The organism is Pseudomonas sp. Sample_16 (assembly GCF_004307665.1).
Lineage (GTDB): Bacteria > Pseudomonadota > Gammaproteobacteria > Pseudomonadales > Pseudomonadaceae > Aquipseudomonas.
On the sequence record NZ_RCOB01000195.1, the window covers coordinates 1 to 17357 of the forward strand.

Annotated in this window: 16 protein-coding genes and 1 riboswitch; of the genes, 10 read left to right on the top strand and 6 right to left on the bottom strand. The window is 59.9% G+C overall.

Going from position 1 to position 17357, the window contains the following annotated elements:
• Positions 1 to 150 precede the first annotated feature (150 nt).
• Positions 151 to 357 (bottom strand): hypothetical protein, encoded by a 207-nt coding sequence (locus tag D8U69_RS25510; RefSeq protein ID WP_034149566.1) that lies wholly within the window; start codon positions 355 to 357, stop codon positions 151 to 153.
• Between the two features lie 193 nt (positions 358 to 550).
• Between D8U69_RS25510 and D8U69_RS25515 the strand changes: the two genes are divergently transcribed.
• On the top strand, positions 551 to 829 hold the full coding sequence (locus D8U69_RS25515) for a hypothetical protein (protein WP_056853250.1): 279 nt from the start codon (positions 551 to 553) through the stop codon (positions 827 to 829).
• Positions 830 to 883: 54 nt separating this feature from the next.
• On the opposite strand, the gene D8U69_RS25520 is transcribed toward D8U69_RS25515, so the two are convergent.
• Complete coding sequence (locus D8U69_RS25520) at positions 884 to 2050, bottom strand: 1-acyl-sn-glycerol-3-phosphate acyltransferase (RefSeq protein ID WP_056853249.1); 1167 nt, start codon at positions 2048 to 2050, stop codon at positions 884 to 886.
• A gap of 139 nt (positions 2051 to 2189) precedes the next feature.
• On the opposite strand from D8U69_RS25520, the gene D8U69_RS25525 reads away from it, so the two are divergent.
• Genes D8U69_RS25525 through D8U69_RS25535 form a run of 3 tightly spaced genes read left to right on the top strand, consistent with a single transcriptional unit; the run spans position 2190 to position 3301 of the window.
• The gene (locus D8U69_RS25525; RefSeq protein ID WP_056853248.1) at positions 2190 to 2372 is read left to right on the top strand and encodes a CPXCG motif-containing cysteine-rich protein; all 183 of its coding nucleotides are present in this window, start codon (positions 2190 to 2192) and stop codon (positions 2370 to 2372) included.
• Positions 2373 to 2381: 9 nt separating this feature from the next.
• On the top strand, positions 2382 to 2642 hold the full coding sequence (locus D8U69_RS25530; RefSeq protein ID WP_056853247.1) for a DUF2007 domain-containing protein: 261 nt from the start codon (positions 2382 to 2384) through the stop codon (positions 2640 to 2642).
• A 35-nt stretch (positions 2643 to 2677) separates the two neighbouring features.
• Entirely contained in the window at positions 2678 to 3301 is a 624-nt protein-coding gene (locus D8U69_RS25535) for an SOS response-associated peptidase (RefSeq protein ID WP_130908428.1), read from the top strand.
• Positions 3302 to 3453: 152 nt separating this feature from the next.
• On the opposite strand, the gene D8U69_RS25540 is transcribed toward D8U69_RS25535, so the two are convergent.
• On the bottom strand, positions 3454 to 5595 hold the full coding sequence (locus D8U69_RS25540) for a methyl-accepting chemotaxis protein (RefSeq protein WP_130908429.1): 2142 nt from the start codon (positions 5593 to 5595) through the stop codon (positions 3454 to 3456).
• Positions 5596 to 5868: 273 nt separating this feature from the next.
• On the opposite strand from D8U69_RS25540, the gene D8U69_RS25545 reads away from it, so the two are divergent.
• Complete coding sequence (locus tag D8U69_RS25545) at positions 5869 to 6687, top strand: M48 family metallopeptidase (RefSeq protein ID WP_056853244.1); 819 nt, start codon at positions 5869 to 5871, stop codon at positions 6685 to 6687.
• Between the two features lie 167 nt (positions 6688 to 6854).
• Here D8U69_RS25545 and D8U69_RS25550 read toward each other — a convergent pair whose 3' ends face one another.
• The 3 genes from D8U69_RS25550 to D8U69_RS25560 form a co-directional block, all read right to left on the bottom strand.
• Positions 6855 to 7439, bottom strand: a complete 585-nt coding sequence (locus D8U69_RS25550) for a TMEM165/GDT1 family protein (RefSeq protein WP_056853243.1) — start codon at positions 7437 to 7439, stop codon at positions 6855 to 6857.
• A gap of 90 nt (positions 7440 to 7529) precedes the next feature.
• A riboswitch (yybP-ykoY riboswitch) is annotated at positions 7530 to 7652 on the bottom strand.
• A gap of 40 nt (positions 7653 to 7692) precedes the next feature.
• A complete protein-coding gene (locus D8U69_RS25555; protein ID WP_056853242.1) occupies positions 7693 to 8691 on the bottom strand; it encodes a class I SAM-dependent methyltransferase in 999 nt (332 codons plus the stop codon).
• Positions 8692 to 8724: 33 nt separating this feature from the next.
• Positions 8725 to 9690, bottom strand: a complete 966-nt coding sequence (locus D8U69_RS25560; RefSeq protein WP_130908430.1) for a 2-hydroxyacid dehydrogenase — start codon at positions 9688 to 9690, stop codon at positions 8725 to 8727.
• Positions 9691 to 9781: 91 nt separating this feature from the next.
• Between D8U69_RS25560 and D8U69_RS25565 the strand changes: the two genes are divergently transcribed.
• From D8U69_RS25565 to D8U69_RS25585, 5 genes are all read left to right on the top strand, one after another.
• Positions 9782 to 10411, top strand: a complete 630-nt coding sequence (locus D8U69_RS25565) for a LysE family transporter (RefSeq protein ID WP_056853240.1) — start codon at positions 9782 to 9784, stop codon at positions 10409 to 10411.
• Between the two features lie 152 nt (positions 10412 to 10563).
• The gene (locus D8U69_RS25570; protein ID WP_056853239.1) at positions 10564 to 12246 is read left to right on the top strand and encodes a fatty acid--CoA ligase; all 1683 of its coding nucleotides are present in this window, start codon (positions 10564 to 10566) and stop codon (positions 12244 to 12246) included.
• Between the two features lie 337 nt (positions 12247 to 12583).
• Positions 12584 to 14470 carry a DUF1302 domain-containing protein gene (locus D8U69_RS25575; RefSeq protein WP_056853238.1) on the top strand — a complete coding sequence of 629 codons (1887 nt, stop codon included), beginning with the start codon at positions 12584 to 12586 and terminating at the stop codon, positions 14468 to 14470.
• Positions 14471 to 14498: 28 nt separating this feature from the next.
• Positions 14499 to 15863, top strand: coding sequence for a DUF1329 domain-containing protein (locus D8U69_RS25580; RefSeq protein WP_056853237.1), 1365 nt, complete (start codon positions 14499 to 14501; stop codon positions 15861 to 15863).
• Between the two features lie 174 nt (positions 15864 to 16037).
• Positions 16038 to 17357: AAA family ATPase (locus tag D8U69_RS25585; protein ID WP_347238321.1), on the top strand; the 1320-nt coding region annotated here is incomplete at its 3' end.

A 17357-nucleotide genomic window follows, 5' to 3' on the forward strand; every position in this document is an offset into this window, starting at 1 on the left:
ATGAGTCCTTGAGCGTAACCTCTCTCTTTGGACTCAGGGTCAACATACAAGGAGCTGAGCTTGCTCGCGATGGCGGCATGACATTCAACATTGTTGTCGACTGACAGTGCGCGATCGCGGGCAAGCCTCGCTCCTGCAGGGGGCGAGGTATCACGCGGCTTGCGAGTAGAAGTCCAGCACACTGACTCCGGTCAGCAAATCCGCCTCCGGCAAATCCGCATGTTGGTGGCCGCCGAGTGCGCAATACACCAGCCAATGGCGGTCCTGAACATTGAAGGCGAGGCTGCCGACGAGGGTTTGTTGTTCGTCGTTGTGGGCGATGAGATAGAGGCGATCCTGGTTTTCGGCGTGAAGCATGACGCAGTCCGTGTCGGTTTCGAGGCGCGCATGTTCGCCGATGCAGATGACGAAGCTGTGACGCAGGACAGCCATTGGTCATTTGTTTCGTTATTTGTCGTAAAGGGGAGTGCAGGTACAGAGGCTTTCGGTAGAATCCGCGCCGCGGTCGTCGGTCTGGCGCTCGCCACACCGGTTTTGCTTGAGGTTTGTGATGTCGCTGCATTTGATGACGCTGTTTACCGCCCATCCCGCCAAGTTGATCAATCTGCTGGCCTTGTTCTTCGCCTTTCCGGGCGGCTGGTTGCTGCATGCCACCCGTCGTCGTGAACAACGCGCGATGGCCAATCTGCAAGCGCAACGCGAGAGTCGCCCCAGCGAAGAACCGACGCTGGACTGGGCCACCCTGCGCATGAACCGGTTTTTCTACAGCTTCGGCTTCGCCTGCATGGGGCTGGCATTGCTGGTGTCGTGGATCAGCACGCAAGTCTAGATTCAACAAAAAATGGCGCCCGAAGGCGCCGTTATCGTATCCAGCCGAAACCGCTTACAACGGCAGTCCAGCCTTGACCCGGTACTGATTGCGCACCGGTGTTGCATATTGCAGCACCAGGTACGGACGATGCTCTTCAGGGCAAGCGTCCAGGCGTTGCTGCCATTGCTCCTGGGCCTTGGCCAATTCGTCCGCCGCGAACATCTCGGCAGCGCTCGGTACCTGCAATTGCGGGTCGGCGTCTGTCCATTGTGCATAAGCCAGGTAGTGCACCGGGAACAAGCGGTACCCGCCCAGAATTTGCTTGTCCATTTCGACGGCCAATTGCTTGGTGTCTTCGAACAGCTCGGTGATCGGCGCGGCAAAGTTCACGTGCACCCGGCCCTTGTAGCCGGTGATGCCCTTGGCGATGCTCACGTCATCTTCGCCCGGCGCCTTGGTGTAAGTGCCGGTGGTGGCGCGGATGTAGAGCTCGCGGGCCTTGGCCTGGTCGCAAGGGTCATATTCGTAGCTGATCGACACAGGCGTGAGGTTCAGCGAACGGATCACTTCGCCGAACGGTTCGTCCTTGCGGCTCATGTGGAACATCTTGAGGATCGCCGACTCGGTACGGTCATCGCCGTCCTTGGCCCGGCCTTCGGCCTGGGCGATCCAGATCGAGGCGCAATCGTTACGGATCGAATGATTGATATACGCTGACAACAGTTGATACGCCGCCATCTTCTCGCGGCGACCCGTAATCGAACGGTGCACGATGAAGCTCTTGTTCAGACGCATCAGGTCACTGACAAAGGGCTTTTGCAGCAGGTTGTCACCAATTGCGATACGCGGGGTCGGCAGGCCGGCGTGGTACACGGCGTAGTTGACGAAGGCCGGATCCATCACGATGTCGCGGTGATTGGCAATGAACAGATAGGCGCTGCCGGACTTGAACTGCTCGACACCGGAATAGGTGACCCCATCGGTGGCGCGTTCAATGGTGTGGTCGACGTAAACCTCGACTTTGTCCTGCAAAGTGGCGACCGAATTGACGCCAGCGAACTCACGGCGCAGCCGATGAGCTATAAGGGGTTTGAGTGCCCAGCCTAAAGCACCGGCAAAACGCGGGAAGCGGAAGTGGGTGAGGATATCTAGAAACGCCTTGTCGCCGAGCAGCCGGTCCAGTACTGCCGGGACTTCGCTGTCGTCGTAAGGTCGGATGGCATCGAATTCGCCCATCATGCTCTCTTGTTAGAAACGGCTAGGGTAAGTAAAGGTTCTGATCGAAAACCGGCGGGGTACGGTCTGAAAAAGTAGCCAGACAAAAATAGCCCTGCAAATAGACCGGCGATTATACGCACAAGTCACCCGGGAGACCGCGATGCTGGAAAACGCGCTGTATGAATGTCCGTATTGTGGTGAAGAAGTCGAGACGACGGTGGACCTCTCCGGCGGCGATCAGACCTACATTGAGGACTGTCAGGTGTGCTGTCGGCCAATCACGTTTGTATTGCAGGTTCATGGTGAGGATTGGTTTCTGGAAGTCTTCAGCGAAAACGAATGAGGGGCGCATATGCAGCGCATCTACGAACCGGAAAACCTGATGGAAGGCGAGCTGCTGCAAGGCATGCTCGCCAGCGAGGGCATCGAGGCGCATCTGGTGGGCCGCGATCTGGTCGGGGCCACCGGTGAATTGCCGATCTTCGGCCTGCTGGGGTTGGCGGTGGATAACGATCAGGCCGAATACGCCCGCGAGCTGATCAGCGCGTACAATGCCGCGCTGCCGCTGTCCGGCGATGAACCGGAAAGCTTCCCCGGCACGCTGGTCTGTTAGGCTGGCGTTCGTTTGATCAAGAGTCGTGCTGCCCCATGTGTGGACGTTATGCCCTGTTTCGCTGGAACCGCGACTTCGCGACCCTGCCAGGTTTTCCCGCCGATCAGCAGGCGCAGTGGAACATTTCCCCCAATGATTCGGTGTTGATGCTGCGTGCCGGTGCGCACGGCCAGCGGGAACTGGCGCGCGCGCGCTGGGGCCTGACGCCGCCGTGGCTGACCGATCTGTCCCGAACCCCGGCCCATGCCCGCGCCGAAACCGTGGCCGAGCAACCCATGTTTCGCGAAGCATTGCGACTGCGGCGCTGCCTGCTGCCTGCCAACGGTTTCTACGAGTGGCGCGGCACCACGCGCAAGCGCCCATACTGGTTGACGCCGGGGGAGGGTTCGTCATTGTTTTTTGCGGCGATCTGGGAAGCGTATCCGGTGCAGGAACAAGTCTGGTTGAGTACGGCGGTCATCACGCAGCCGGCGGCGAACCAGCGTCGGCCGCTGATTCTGGATGAGGCGGGGCAGGCGGCATGGCTCGATCCCGAGACGCCGCTGCACACCTTGCAAGCCCTGCTGGCCAGCGAGCCCGCCGCGTTGCGCGAGCGCGTGTTGGCCAATATGGTCAATGATCCGAAGCTCAACGGGCCGGAGTGTTTGACCCCGGGTTGATGGGTTGTCTGTGCTGACCCAATCGCTGGCAAGCCAGGCTCCCACAGGGTTTTGCGGTGTTCACGAAACCTGTGGATCAGATCCTTCCACAGTGTTTTGCGGCGCACGCAAAACCTGTGGGAGCCTGGCTTGCCCGCGATGGGGCCTTTGGATCAGACCTTGAACTGATTGATCAGCCGCCGCTGCTGTTCGGCCAGTTTGGTCAAATCCGCACTCGCCGCGCTCGATTCATCCGCACCGCTGGCCACTTCATTGGCCACTTGCCCGATATTGATCACGTTGCGGTTGATGTCATCGGCCACCGCGCTTTGTTCTTCGGCGGCGCTGGCGATCTGGGTGTTCATGTCGTTGATCACCGACACGGCTTGCGTGATGGTTTCCAGCGCTTGGGCCGCCTTCGCCGCGTGTTGGACGCTTTCGTCCGTGCGGTTCTGGCTGTCTTCCATGACCCGCACCACATCCCGTGTGCCCTGTTGCAACTGTTGAATCATGGTCTGAATTTCTTCGGTGGCCTTCTGGGTTTTCTGCGCCAGGTTGCGCACCTCATCGGCCACAACGGCGAAGCCGCGACCCTGTTCACCGGCCCGGGCGGCTTCGATGGCGGCGTTCAGGGCCAGCAGGTTGGTCTGCTCGGCGATGCCGCGGATGGCGGTGAGGATCGCGTTGATGTTTTCACTGTCCTTGGCCAGGGTTTGCACCACACCGACCGCGCGTTCTATTTCCACGGCCAGAGCACCAATGGAATTCGAGGTATCACGGACGATTTGCATCCCCTGGCTGGCAGCCTGATCTGCATGGCTGGCGGCTTGAGCCGCTTGCGTCGCATTACGGGCTACGTCCTGGGCGGTGGCGGTCATTTCGTGCACCGCCGTAGCGACCTGATCGATCTCGGCCATCTGCTTGTGCACGCCGGTGTTGGTGCGGATGGCGATGTCGGCGGTGTGTTCCGAAGAGTCGCTGACGCTCTGCACCGACGTCACCACCTGAGTGATCATCGCCTGCAACTTGCTCAGGAAGGTGTTGAAGCCTTTGGCGATCGAGCCCAATTCATCGGCGCGGTCGCTGCTCAGGCGGCGGGTCAGGTCGCCTTCGCCCTGGGCGATATCGTCGAGCATCGCGACCATTTGCTTCAACGGACGGGCAATGCCGTGGCCCACCAGCCAGATCACCAGCAAACCGATACCGGCAATCAACAGGCCGACCATGGCCATGCCGAACGTGTCCGACTTGCGCTGGGAGTCGAGGTCCGCCTGGAGTTTCTGCAGATCGGCCATGACCGCATTCAGTGGGAGTTGCAGCATCAGGGTCCAGCGAGCGTCGGTCTGGCCGATGCCGAAGGGCAGATACAACTCGATCCGGCCCTGGGCCTTGTCGACGGTATAGGTGACTTCGCCACGCTTGAGATTGGCCATGTTGGCAATCTGCTTGCTGTCGAGAATGTCGCTGACTTTTTCGCCGAATTTGCTCGGATCCTTGGTGTAGGCAACGATTCGTCCATTGCCGCCGATCAGGGCCATTTCGCCAGCGCCGCTGTAGAGTTTCTGGTTGGCGCCGAGGAGCATTTCCTGAATGAAGTTCACTGACAGATCGGCACCGACGATGCCCTGGAAGGCGCCGTTGAGCATGATCGGCTCAATAAAGGAGGCGAGCATGACGATTTTGTCGCCGACCTTGTAAGGCGCCGGGTCGATCACACAGGATTTTTTGGTTTCTTTCGAGCACAGGTAGTACTCGCTGGCGCGCACCCCGGTGGACAGAGTTTTCTGGTCATCGACGTCCACCAGTTTGTCCAGCCCAAGGCTGCCGTCTTCATTGCGGAACCACCAGGGCAGGAAGCGCCCGTTGCTGGTGTCGATGCCAGCGACCTGGGTGCCGACGTACGCCGCATCGTTGTGATCCAGCGCGTCTTTTTCCCAGCCGATGTAGGTGCCGAGGATCTTCGGGTTCTTGGCTACGTTTTCCTTGATCAGGCCGATCAATTGCTCGCGGCTGAGGCTCAGGGCAGGTTGGCCATCGGCGCCGGGCGTGCCGATCAGCGCGTTGACCCGCACCAGGCCGCCGGCAATCAACAGGGGGGCTTCCAGCTCGCGCTGGATCTGACTGACCTGGGTTTGCGCCAGTGAGGTCAGGCGCTGTTCGATGACTTGCTCGAATTGCGCCTGGGTCCGTTCCTGGACCATGTCTTGCGTCCGGGCACCGGAGAACAGCGCATAAACGACCAGGGCCGCCACCACACTCAGAACGATGGCGCCGGCCAGGGCCGCCACGGAAAACTGGATCGACTTGAATTTCATGGTTGCTCCGCACGCAAAAGGACATCCGCGGAGGTGTATCGGCAGGGGGGTGAAGGGGCATGAGCGGGCGTCACTGAAATGACTGTTTTGGGGTGCTCGATGTCGCAAATGAATCATTGCCCGCGCTTTACGGACGGTGGCTTACCCGGTTTCGTGAATTTTTTACTGCAGTGACGAGAGCTTTGTCTGAAATGCGCGTCATATATGCCGTTGTATCTGGCGTCGATACCTTTCCGCGCCTAGGATACGGTCATGTTTTCAGGGAGTTTTTTGATGAACAAGACATTGGTTTCGTGTGCGCTGAGCGCAGGTCTGTTGCTCGCCGGTTGCCAGTCTGTCAACACCACCAGCGGTGGCGCGGTGGGTGTTGAGCGCAAGCAGTACATGTTCAGCATGTTGTCCTCGCAAGAGGTCGACCAAATGTATGCCCAGTCTTATCAGAAGACCGTCGGCGAAGCGTCCAGTAAAGGCGTGCTGGACAAAACCAGCAGCGATGCCAAGCGCGTACAGGTGATCGCCGATCGGCTGATTGCCCAAACGCCGAACTTCCGCCCGGATGCGGCCCAGTGGAAGTGGGAAGTCAACCTGATCAAGAGTGACGAGCTCAACGCCAACTGCGGACCGGGCGGCAAGATCTTTTTCTACACCGGACTGATCGACAGTCTGCAATTGACCGACGATGAAATCGCCGCGGTGATGGGCCATGAAATCGCCCATGCCTTGCGTGAGCACGGTCGTGAAGCGATGTCCAAGGCCTACGGCATGGAAATGGCGAAGCAGGGCGCTGGTGCGTTGTTCGGGTTGGGGCAGGACACCCTGGCGCTGGCCGACACCGTGGCCAACTACGGCATGACCTTGCCCAACAGTCGCGGCAATGAGAACGAGGCCGATCTGATCGGCCTGGAACTGGCTGCTCGCGCGGGTTACAACCCGAATGCCGCCATTACCCTGTGGAACAAGATGAGCAAGGCCAGCGAAGGTGCTCCGCCGGAGTTCCTCAGCACGCACCCGTCCTCTAGCACCCGGACTGCAGCGTTGAAGGCGGCGATTCCGAAAGTCATGCCACTTTACGAACAAGCCAAGAAGTCCTGACCTGCGCGCGAGGGCACTTGTGGCGAGGGAGCTGGCTCCCGCCCGGCTGCGCAGCAGTCGTAAATCCGGATGACGCGTCGAATCTGACAACACGCGATCATCTGGTTTGGGGCTGCCAGGCAGCCCAGCGGGAGCCAGCTCCCTCGCCACAATGATTGCCTACCGCGTCAAACCCATCCGCTAGCCTGCATCGCCTTGTACACCGCAACAATCGCCAGAATGAAGAACGCCGACGCCGCCAAGCGGCGAATCAGGGTCAACGGCAGTTTGTCTGCAGCGAAGTTACCCGCCAAGACCACCGGCACGTTGGCAATCAACATGCCCAGGGTGGTGCCAATGATCACCAGCCACAATTCCGGATATTGCGCAGCCAGCATCACGGTCGCGATCTGGGTCTTGTCACCGATTTCCGCAAGAAAGAACGCGATCAACGTCGTCAGGAACGGCCCGAACTTGCGGGCGGTGCTGGCTTCGTCGTCATCCATCTTGTCTGGCACCAAGGTCCACAAAGCGGTGGCGGCGAAGCTGATTGCGAGGATCCAGTGCAGCAACGTATCCGAGAAGAAACTGCCCACCCATGCGCCAACCGCACCGGCTGCCGCGTGGTTGGCAAGGGTCGCGGCAACGATGCCGGCGATGATCGGCCAAGGCTTGCGGAAACGGGCAGCGAGAATGAGCGCGAGCAGTTGCGTCTTGTCGCCAATTTCGGCCAAGGCAACGATTGCGGTGGGAACGAGCAATGAATCCAGCATCAGGGGTTTTCCTAAGGGGCGGGTCGACACGGCTATGACACGTACAGCCTTCCCGCCCCGGGTAAGGTGTGCGTGTCATAGGTCTTGTCAAACCCTGCGATCCGTCTGATGCGGACGCTTGGGTCGCATACGCCATGGTCTGAGGACCAAGTATGTTGACGTATGCCGGACGAGCATGGCGCTCGTGGGAGACTACTCCCCTAGGACGGAGCGGATTCTGCCTAGGCAAAATCCATTCGGCAAGTACAAATTTCTACCCGCGTTTGGCTCGGTAGATCCTGAAACCCTGACCTTCGGCCTTGATGGCGCACACGCCAAGGTGCTCTTCGATCAATGGTTGATACTTCAGGAAGCTATTGGCTACCAAGCGAAGTTCGCCACCATTTTTCAGATGTTTGGCTGCTTTTCGCAGCAAATTCTCGGTGGCGAAGTAATCGGTGTGCACGCCGACATGGAAGGGCGGGTTGCTCAGGATCGCACTCAAACCCATCGGTGCAGCGTCGATGCCGTCGCCGGTAATCACTTCGGCTTCCAGACCGTTGGCGGCCAACGTCAGGCGACTGCTGGCGGCGGCAAACGCGTCGACGTCGAGCATTGTCACCTGATTGTGCGGATAGCGCCGTTTTACCGCGGCGCCTAAAACACCTGCACCGCAACCGAAGTCCAACAGGTGACCACTGGGCAGTTTGTCCAGATGCTCCAGCAGCAGTGCGCTGCCGCGATCCAATCGACCATGGCTGAACACGCCCGGCAGGCTGATGACTTTGAGCGGGCCTTCAGCCAGTGGCAGTTCGTAGGTCTGGGCGAGGCTTTCCAACGGTTTGGCTGCAGGCGCATTGGCCACAGTCACCAGCCACAGCTGGCAGTGTCGCGCGCTGTCGAGTTTGCGCGGCTTGCCGAACGGATTGAGTTGTTTGGCGGCGCCCTCGATGCCGCTTTTTTTCTCGCCCACCAGGTACAGCTCGCGCCCCGCCAGCCGCGAGGCCAAGGCGTTTAGGATGTAGTCGGTCAAATCCTTGGACTTGGGCAAAAACACCACGGCGGCGTCAAACGGGTGTTCCGGCACGTGTACGCCAAAATCGCTGCGCTCGGCGAAACGCGCGTCCAGCGCGGCTTGATCACCCGCATGCCAGCACCAACCGCGAGCGTCGGGCAGGCGGCCCAGCAAATCGTCGGCGGGAAGACCGGCCAACAAGACTGGCCCCTGGAATAATTCAGCCTGACGAAGCAGTACTTCACTGCGCGGATCCATAACTGCTCCTGTGAAAAAAAGTGTCGCAGTCTATCAACTGACGACCCGCAGCGCTTTACCGCTGAAGTAGGCGAGGGCGTTTTCAGTGACTTGGCCGACGATGCGCTGGCGTGCCTCGCGACTGCCCCAGGCGTTGTGCGGTGTGACAATCAAGCGCGGGATGTCATTGGCCAGCAGCGGATTGCCGTTGACGGGCGGTTCGACACTCAGCACATCGGTAGCGGCACCGCCGAGGTGACCCTTGCGCAACGCGTCGGCCAGGGCCTGTTCATCGATCAGGCCACCGCGAGCGGTGTTGACCACAAAAGCGCCGGGCTTCATCGAGGCCAATTCACGGGCTCCAATGAAATGGCGGGTGTGCTCGTTGAGCGGGCAGTGCAGGGTCAACGCGTCGACTTGCGGCAGCAGCTCGTCCAGCGGCAAACGATCCGGGCGGGCAGGGCGCCCCGGGATCTGGCCCAGCAACACACGCATGCCGAATGCTTCGGCCAGCCGAGCGACGGCACCGCCCAATTCGCCATGGCCGAGCAAGCCGAGGGTTTTGCCTTCCAGTTCGACGATCGGGTAGTCCAGCAGGCAGAACTGCCGGGCCTGCTGCCAGCGACCTTCGCCCACGGCTTTCTGATAGTCGGCCAGACGCGTCGCCAAATTGAGCAGCAGCATGATCGTGTGTTGCGCCACGGACGGTGTGCCGTAACCCTGACAATTGCACACGGTAATGCCGTGGGCACGGGCGGCCGCAAGATCGATGTTGTTGGTGCCGGTGGCGGTGATCAGAATCAGCTTCAGCTCGGGGCTGGCAGCCATGGCCGCGGCATCAATCAGGATTTTGTTACTGATCGCCACGGTAGCGCCCTTGAGGTGGTCGATCACTTGATCCGGCAAAGTCTGCGAGTACAGCTGTAACTCACTGAAGCAGTCCCGTAGTGGCTTGAGATCAAGGTCGCCCAGATCGAGGGATGGGTGGTCGAGGAAAACGGCGCGGCGAGTGTTCGTCATCAACTGTACCTTTTGTGCAATGAACTGAAGGCGTAATCTGCCGAGCCTACCAGATGAAATAAATAGTTACGCTTGGCCTGAAGGAGCCCTCATGTACTGGACCGAGTTCTTGACCGTTGCCTTGATCCACTTGCTGGCTGTGGCCAGCCCTGGCCCGGACTTTGCCGTGGTGGTGCGTGAAAGCGTCACTCACGGTCGTCGCGCGGGCACCTGGACAGCGCTGGGTGTCGGTACGGCAATTTTCCTGCATGTGGGGTATTCCCTGCTGGGTATCGGCTTGATCGTTTCCCAATCGATCATGCTGTTCAACGCCCTGAAATGGGCCGCCGCCGCTTACCTTTTGTACATCGGCTTCAAGGCATTGCGGGCAAAACCTGCCAAAGCGGTGACTGACGATTTGCACAAGGAAGCGGGCGAGCGCACCGCTCGCGGCGCCTTCACCTCGGGCTTCGTGACCAACGGCCTGAATCCGAAAGCCACGCTGTTTTTCCTGTCGTTGTTCACCGTCGTGATCAACCCGCACACACCGCTGGCGGTACAGGCCGGTTACGGGGTGTACCTGGCAGTGGCGACGGCGATCTGGTTCTGCCTGGTGGCCATGTTGTTCAGCCAGCAACGTGTGCGTGCCGGGTTCGCCCGCATGGGGCACTGGTTCGACCGAACCATGGGCGCGGTACTGATCGCCATCGGCGTGAAGCTGGCATTTACCGAGATGCACTGATTGTAACGGTCTTCAAACACCGGCAAATGCTGGCGCAACGCTAGCATTTGCGCGGCCCTGCAAATCATTCCTTTGGCTGATTTGGCTGGCGTTCAGGCGCACTACAGTGCGTACTTAACAGCCACGACCGTGCAGTCAGAAAAGGGATTCTTATGTTGCAGACACGCGTTATCCCCCCAGCCGAAGGCGCTTACCAGTATCCGCTGCTGATCAAACGGCTGCTCATGTCCGGCGCGCGTTATGAGAAAACCCGCGAGATCGTTTACCGCGACCAGTTGCGCTACAGCTATCCGACCCTGATCGAACGGGTCGCGCGGCTGGCCAACGTATTGACGGCCGCCGGGGTCAAGCCCGGGGACACCGTGGCGGTCATGGATTGGGACAGCCATCGGTATCTGGAATGCATGTTCGCCATTCCGATGATCGGTGCAGTGATCCACACCATCAACGTGCGTCTGTCGCCGGAACAGATCCTCTATACCATGAACCATGCCGTGGACCGCTTTGTCCTGGTCAACAGCGAGTTCGTGGGGTTGTACAACGCGATTGCCGGTCATCTGACCACGGTCGAGAAAACCTTGCTGCTGACCGACCTGCCGGAAAAAACCGCGGACCTGCCCAATCTTGTGGGTGAGTACGAGCAATTGCTGGCCGCCGCGAGCCCGCAGTACGACTTCCAGGACTTCGACGAGAACTCGGTAGCCACCACGTTCTACACCACCGGCACCACCGGCAATCCCAAGGGCGTGTACTTCAGCCATCGACAACTGGTGCTGCACACCATGGGCGTGTCGACGATCATGGGCGCCATCGACAGCGTGCGCCTGCTGGGCACCAACGACGTGTACATGCCGATCACCCCGATGTTTCACGTCCACGCGTGGGGGCTGCCTTACGTGGCGACCATGCTTGGGCTCAAACAGGTCTATCCGGGCCGCTATGACCCGGAGTTCCTGGTGGAGCTGTGGCGCAAGGAAAAGGTCTCCTTCTCGCATTGTGTGCCCACCATCCTGCAAATGGTCCTCAATGCCAAGGCGGCACAAAACACCGACTTCGCCGGCTGGAAAATCGTCATTGGCGGCAGCGCGCTGAACCGTACGCTGTACGAAGCCGCGAAGGCCAAGGGCATCCAGTTGACTGCCGCCTATGGCATGTCGGAAACCGGACCGCTGGTGTCCTGTGCGCACCTCAACGACGAATTGATGGCCGGCTCCGAGGATGAACGCACCACCTACCGGATCAAGGCCGGTGTGCCCGGGCCATTGGTCGAAGCGGCGATTGTCGATGCCGAAGGCAACTTCCTGCCGGCCGACGGCGAAACTCAAGGGGAGCTGGTGCTGCGCGCGCCGTGGCTCACCGAAGGCTATTTCAACGAGCCGCAGAAGGGCGCCGAGCTGTGGGCCGGGGGCTGGTTGCATACCGGTGACGTGGCAACGCTCGACAGCATGGGCGTGATCGATATCCGCGACCGGATCAAAGACGTGATCAAGACCGGCGGCGAGTGGATCTCCTCGCTTGACCTGGAAGACCTGATCAGCCGCCATGCAGCGGTACGCGAAGTAGCAGTGGTGGGGATCGCCGACCCGCAATGGGGCGAGCGTCCGTTTGCCTTGCTGGTGGTACGCGAAGGCCATGTGATCGGGGCGCGGGAACTCAAGGAACACCTCAAGCCATTTGTCGAACTGGGGCACTTGAGCAAGTGGGCGATCCCGAGTCAGATCGCCCTTGTTACTGAAATTCCCAAGACCAGTGTCGGCAAACTCGACAAGAAGAAAATTCGCGTCGACATCACCGAATGGCAGGCCACCAACAGCACCTTCCTTTCGACGCTTTAAGTCTCTTGCGGCGTGCCCGAAAAGGCACGCCAGCCCCACCAAGCAAGCGCTTGGCTTGTCAAATCCGAAATTTCAGCCATTCTTGCCGTGCCGACAGGTGTCGGCTTGGCAAAGGACTGTTCCAGAGTGGCTGGCAGCTGCAAATCACACTTTAGAGGGATCAAGCACTACTACCTGCTGGCTATAGTCCGCTCAAGGATTTTTAAGAACGGGGCAAACGCACAAACCGGGGCGATGCAACTTTGGAGTGACTTTGGGATGCCGTGGCTCCCTGTTATCCAAGCGTTTTTAAAAGTGCTCACTGCCATAACAATAAAATGCACATGGAGTAGCGTCGATGACATCAGTAAACCAGTTCTGGCGCCGGGCTAAACTGCCTCTGGCCGTCAGCCTTGCCTCTACGCTCGCCGGGCCTGCATTCGGCGTCAGTTTCAACGTTGGTGAAATCGAAGGTCAGTTCGACTCTTCCCTGTCGATCGGCGCGAGCTGGTCTACCGAAAGCGCCAACAAGAACCTCATCGGCGTCAACAACGGCGGCCGTGGCCTGTCCCAGACCTCCGATGACGGGCACCTGAACTTCAAGAGCGGCGAGACCTTCTCGAAGATCTTCAAGGGTATCCATGACCTTGAGTTGAAGTACGGCGACACTGGCGTTTTCGTCCGTGGCAAATACTGGTACGACTTTGAACTCAAGGACGAAAGCCGTCCGTTCAAGGACATCAGCGACAGCAACCGCAAAGAAGGCGCCAAGTCGTCTGGCGGTCAGATCCTCGATGCATTCGTCTACCACAACTACTCGGTTGCCGATCAGCCGGGCTCGGTTCGTTTGGGCAAGCAGGTAGTGAGCTGGGGTGAAAGTACTTTCATCGGCAGCGGCATCAACTCGATCAACCCGATCGACGTGTCCGCGTTCCGTCGACCAGGCGCCGAGGTCAAGGAAGGCCTGATCCCGGTCAACATGTTCTATGTGTCCCAGAGCCTCACCGACAACCTGTCGGCGGAAGCCTTCTACCAGCTCGAGTGGGACCAGACTGTCGTCGACAACTGCGGCACCTTCTTCTCCCAACCGGACATCATTGCCGACGGTTGCGACAATAACCTGCGCGTGCTGAACAAACGTTCGACCATTCCGGCCGCGGCTCTGCCTACGCTGACCCGTCTGGGCGTCAACGTAGACAACGAAGGTGTGCTGGTTCGCCGTGGTGCGGATCGCGATGCACGTGACAGCGGCCAGTGGGGCGCGTCGCTCAAATACATGTTCGAGCCGCTGGACACCGAGTTCGGTGCCTATTTCATGAACTACCACAGCCGTGCGCCGATCTTCAGCGCCACAGGTGCCCCAGCATCGGTCTATGCCGGCGCAGCGGCCCTGCCGGCAGCTTTCCGTGCACTGGCGCCACTGATCGTCGCGGGTAATTCGAGCTATTTCGTCGAGTATCCGGAAGACATCCGCCTCTATGGCCTGAGCTTCTCCACCACCCTGCCTACCGGTACGGCGTGGAGCGGTGAGGTCAGCTACCGTCCGAACGCACCGGTGCAGCTCAACTCCACCGACATCCTGTTCGCCGGTGTGCGTCCGTTGGGCGGCGCGCTGACCAATGCTTCGCTGCTGACCGGTGTACCGGGCCAGGACTTGCACGGCTATCGCCGCAAGGAAGTGACCCAGTTCCAGACCACCCTGACGCACTTCTTTGATCAGGTCATGGGCGCCAGCCGTCTGACCCTGGTGGGCGAAGTGGGTGTCACCCACGTTGGCGGCCTGGAAAGCACTTCCGACGTTCGTTATGGCCGTGATCCGGTCTACGGTCCTGGCGAGCTGCCTGCCACTGGCGGTGCCAACACCTGTGTGGCCCTCAACACCAGCACCATCAACGGTGCCGGCCCGGGTACCCCGACCAACAACGTCGCCCGTAACTGCAACGACGATGGCTTCACCACGGCCACCTCCTGGGGTTATCGCGGTCGTGCCATCTGGGAATACAACGACGTGTTCGCTGGTGTGAACCTCAAGCCTAACGTGGCCTGGTCCCACGACGTTGACGGCTACTCGCCTGGTCCTGGCGGCAACTTCGAGGAAGGTCGCAAAGCGGTCAGCCTGGGCGTCGATGCCGAGTACCAGAACACCTACACCGCAAGCCTGGCGTACACCAACTTCTTCGACGGCAAGTACACCACTGTGGATGATCGCGACTTCGTTGCGCTCAGCTTCGGCGTGAACTTCTAAGCACTGTATTTTCAGGACGAACACAAAAATGAAAATAACCAAGAGTCTGTTTCACATCGGTGTCCTGGGGCTTTCGCTGTTGGCAACCGGCGTCATGGCGGCGGTCCCGGCCGCCGAAGCGGACAAGCTGGGCAAGAGCCTGACCCCGATGGGCGCCGAAATGGCAGGTAATGCCGACGGTTCGATTTCTGCCTGGAAGCCGCTGCCAAAGAATGCTGGCAGTGTCGACAGCAAAGGCTTCCTGTCCGATCCGTACCCAGGTGAAAAGCCACTGTTCACCATCACCGCGCAGAACGTCGACCAGTACAAGGCAAAGCTCGCGCCGGGTCAGTACGCGATGTTCAAGCGCTACCCGGAAACCTTCAAGATGCCGGTCTACCCGACCCATCGCGGTGCCACCGTGCCGGATGAGGTGTTCGCCGCCATCAAGAAGAACGCCACCAACACCAAGCTCGTTTCCGGCGGCAACGGCCTGGAAAACTTCGAAACGGCGATTCCGTTCCCGATTCCGAAGAGCGGCGTTGAAGTGATCTGGAACCACATCACCCGTTATCGCGGTGGTAGCGTGACCCGTCTGGTCACCCAGGCCACGCCACAGCCAAACGGCTCGTTCAGCCTGGTGTACTTCCAGGACCAGTTCGTGTTCCGTGACAAGATGAAGGACTACGATCCGGCCAACCCGGGCAACATCCTGTTCTACTTCAAGCAGAAAGTGACTGCCCCGGCACGTCTGGCCGGTGGTGTGCTGCTGGTGCACGAAACCCTCGACCAGGTGAAAGAACCGCGTTCGGCGTGGGTCTACAACGCCGGCCAGCGTCGTGTGCGTCGTGCGCCACAAGTGTCCTATGACGGCCCGGGTACTGCTGCCGACGGCCTGCGTACCTCCGACAACCTGGACATGTACAACGGTGCACCGGACCGCTACGACTGGAAGCTTGAAGGCAAGAAAGAGATGTACATCGCCTCCAACGCCTACAAGCTCGACGATCCGAAACTGAAGTACGCCGACATCATCAAGGCCGGCCACATCAACCAGGACCTTGCGCGGTACGAACTGCGTCGTGTGTGGCATATCGTTGCAACGCTGAAGGAAGGTCAGCGCCACATCTACGCCAAGCGTGACTTCTACATCGACGAAGACACCTGGCAAGCGGCGGTGATCGATCACTACGACGGTCGCGGCCAACTGTGGCGCGTCGCCGAGGCTCATGCCGAGAACTACTACGACAAGCAAGTGCCGTGGTACGCCCTGGAAGCCTTGTACGACCTGCAATCTGGCCGTTACCTGGCGCTGGGCATGAAGAACGAAGAGAAGTCGGCGTATGACTTCGGCTTTACTGCCACCACCAGCGACTTCACCCCGGCGGCATTGCGTCAGGATGGTGTTCGCTAACGAGCGCTGAAACGAGGCCGCATCCTCTGCAAACGCCCCGACTGGTTCGGGGCGTTTTCTTGTGTGTAGACTTTTTGTAGCCATTTGTAGCAATAACCTTCATTCCCTCTTCGTTTACAGCTAGTCTGCGGACATCTGCAACGCCGCCACCCGCAATTCAAACAAGAGCCGGCCATGACTGATCTGTCCCCACCACCCGCTCCCGCAAGCGTCGCTGTCGCTGCGCTGGACGGGCGTTTTTTCCGACCGCCATTGCCCGACGGCCATGTGCTGCGACCTCGACTGTGCGAGCGTCTGAGTGCGGGGCTCGGTGGCCGGTTGCTGTTGGTCAGTGCACCGGCGGGGTTCGGCAAGAGTTCATTGGCGATAGAGTTTTGTCAGGCATTGCCGGCGCATTGGCAAAGTCTGTGGTTGGGCCTGAGCCCGCGAGACAGTGATCCGGGACGATTCCTCGAGCGATTGCTCGAAGGCCTTCAAGACTATTTCCCGCAGCTGGGCAGGCAATCCCTCGGTTTGCTGAAGATGCGTCAACGTCATCAACCGTTCGCCTTCGAAGAATGGCTGGACGGCTTGCTCGACGAACTGGCCGTGCACTTGTCGACCGCCACGCCATTGCTGCTGGTGCTGGATGATTATCATCTGGCCCAGGGGCCGGTTCTGGATCGCTGCCTGCAGTTTTTCCTCAATCATCTTCCCGATGGTTTGCTGGTGATGGTCACCAGTCGCCAGCGCCCGGATTGGCATCTGGCGCGGCTTCGCCTGTCACGGCAACTGCTTGAGTTGCACGAACAGGACCTGCGGTTGACCCACGATGAGGCCCTGAGTCTGCTCGACCGGCACAGCAGTTCACTGCGTGGCGAGGCGATGGAAAACCTCATCCAGCGCAGTGAAGGCTGGGTAGCCGGCTTGCGATTCTGGCTGCTGGCAGCCTCCGAGGCCGGTACCGACGGTGCTTTACCCCAGGCGCTTAATGGCGGGGAAGGTCTGATCCGCGATTATCTGCTTGAGGAAGTCATCGATTGCCTGCCCGCCGAGGTCCAGGCTTTTCTCTACGACACCGCCCCTCAGGAACGCTTTTGCAGTGAGTTGTGCGACGCCGTTCGCGACGCCCATGACAGCGCCGAGATCCTGCGCTTTCTGGCGGCGCACCAGGTATTCCTGGTGCCGTTGGACGAGCATGGCCACTGGTACCGTTATCACCACCTGTTCTCGGATCTGTTGCGTACCCGGCCCACCGCGCAGACGATGGTGCCCGCCGGCACGCTGCATTTGCGTGCCTGTCGCTGGTTCAATGCCCAGGGGCTTCTGGATGAAGCGGTGGAGCAGGCGTTGCGTGCCGGGCATCTGGACGTTGCGGCAAACCTGGTGCAAAACCTTTCGGAGGAACAGCTGCTCGCCGAACAGAATGTCGGCATGCTGCTGCGCTGGAAAATGGACTTGCCCGACAGCCTGCTGATCAGCACGCCGCGTCTGATCGTGCTCTACAGCTGGGCG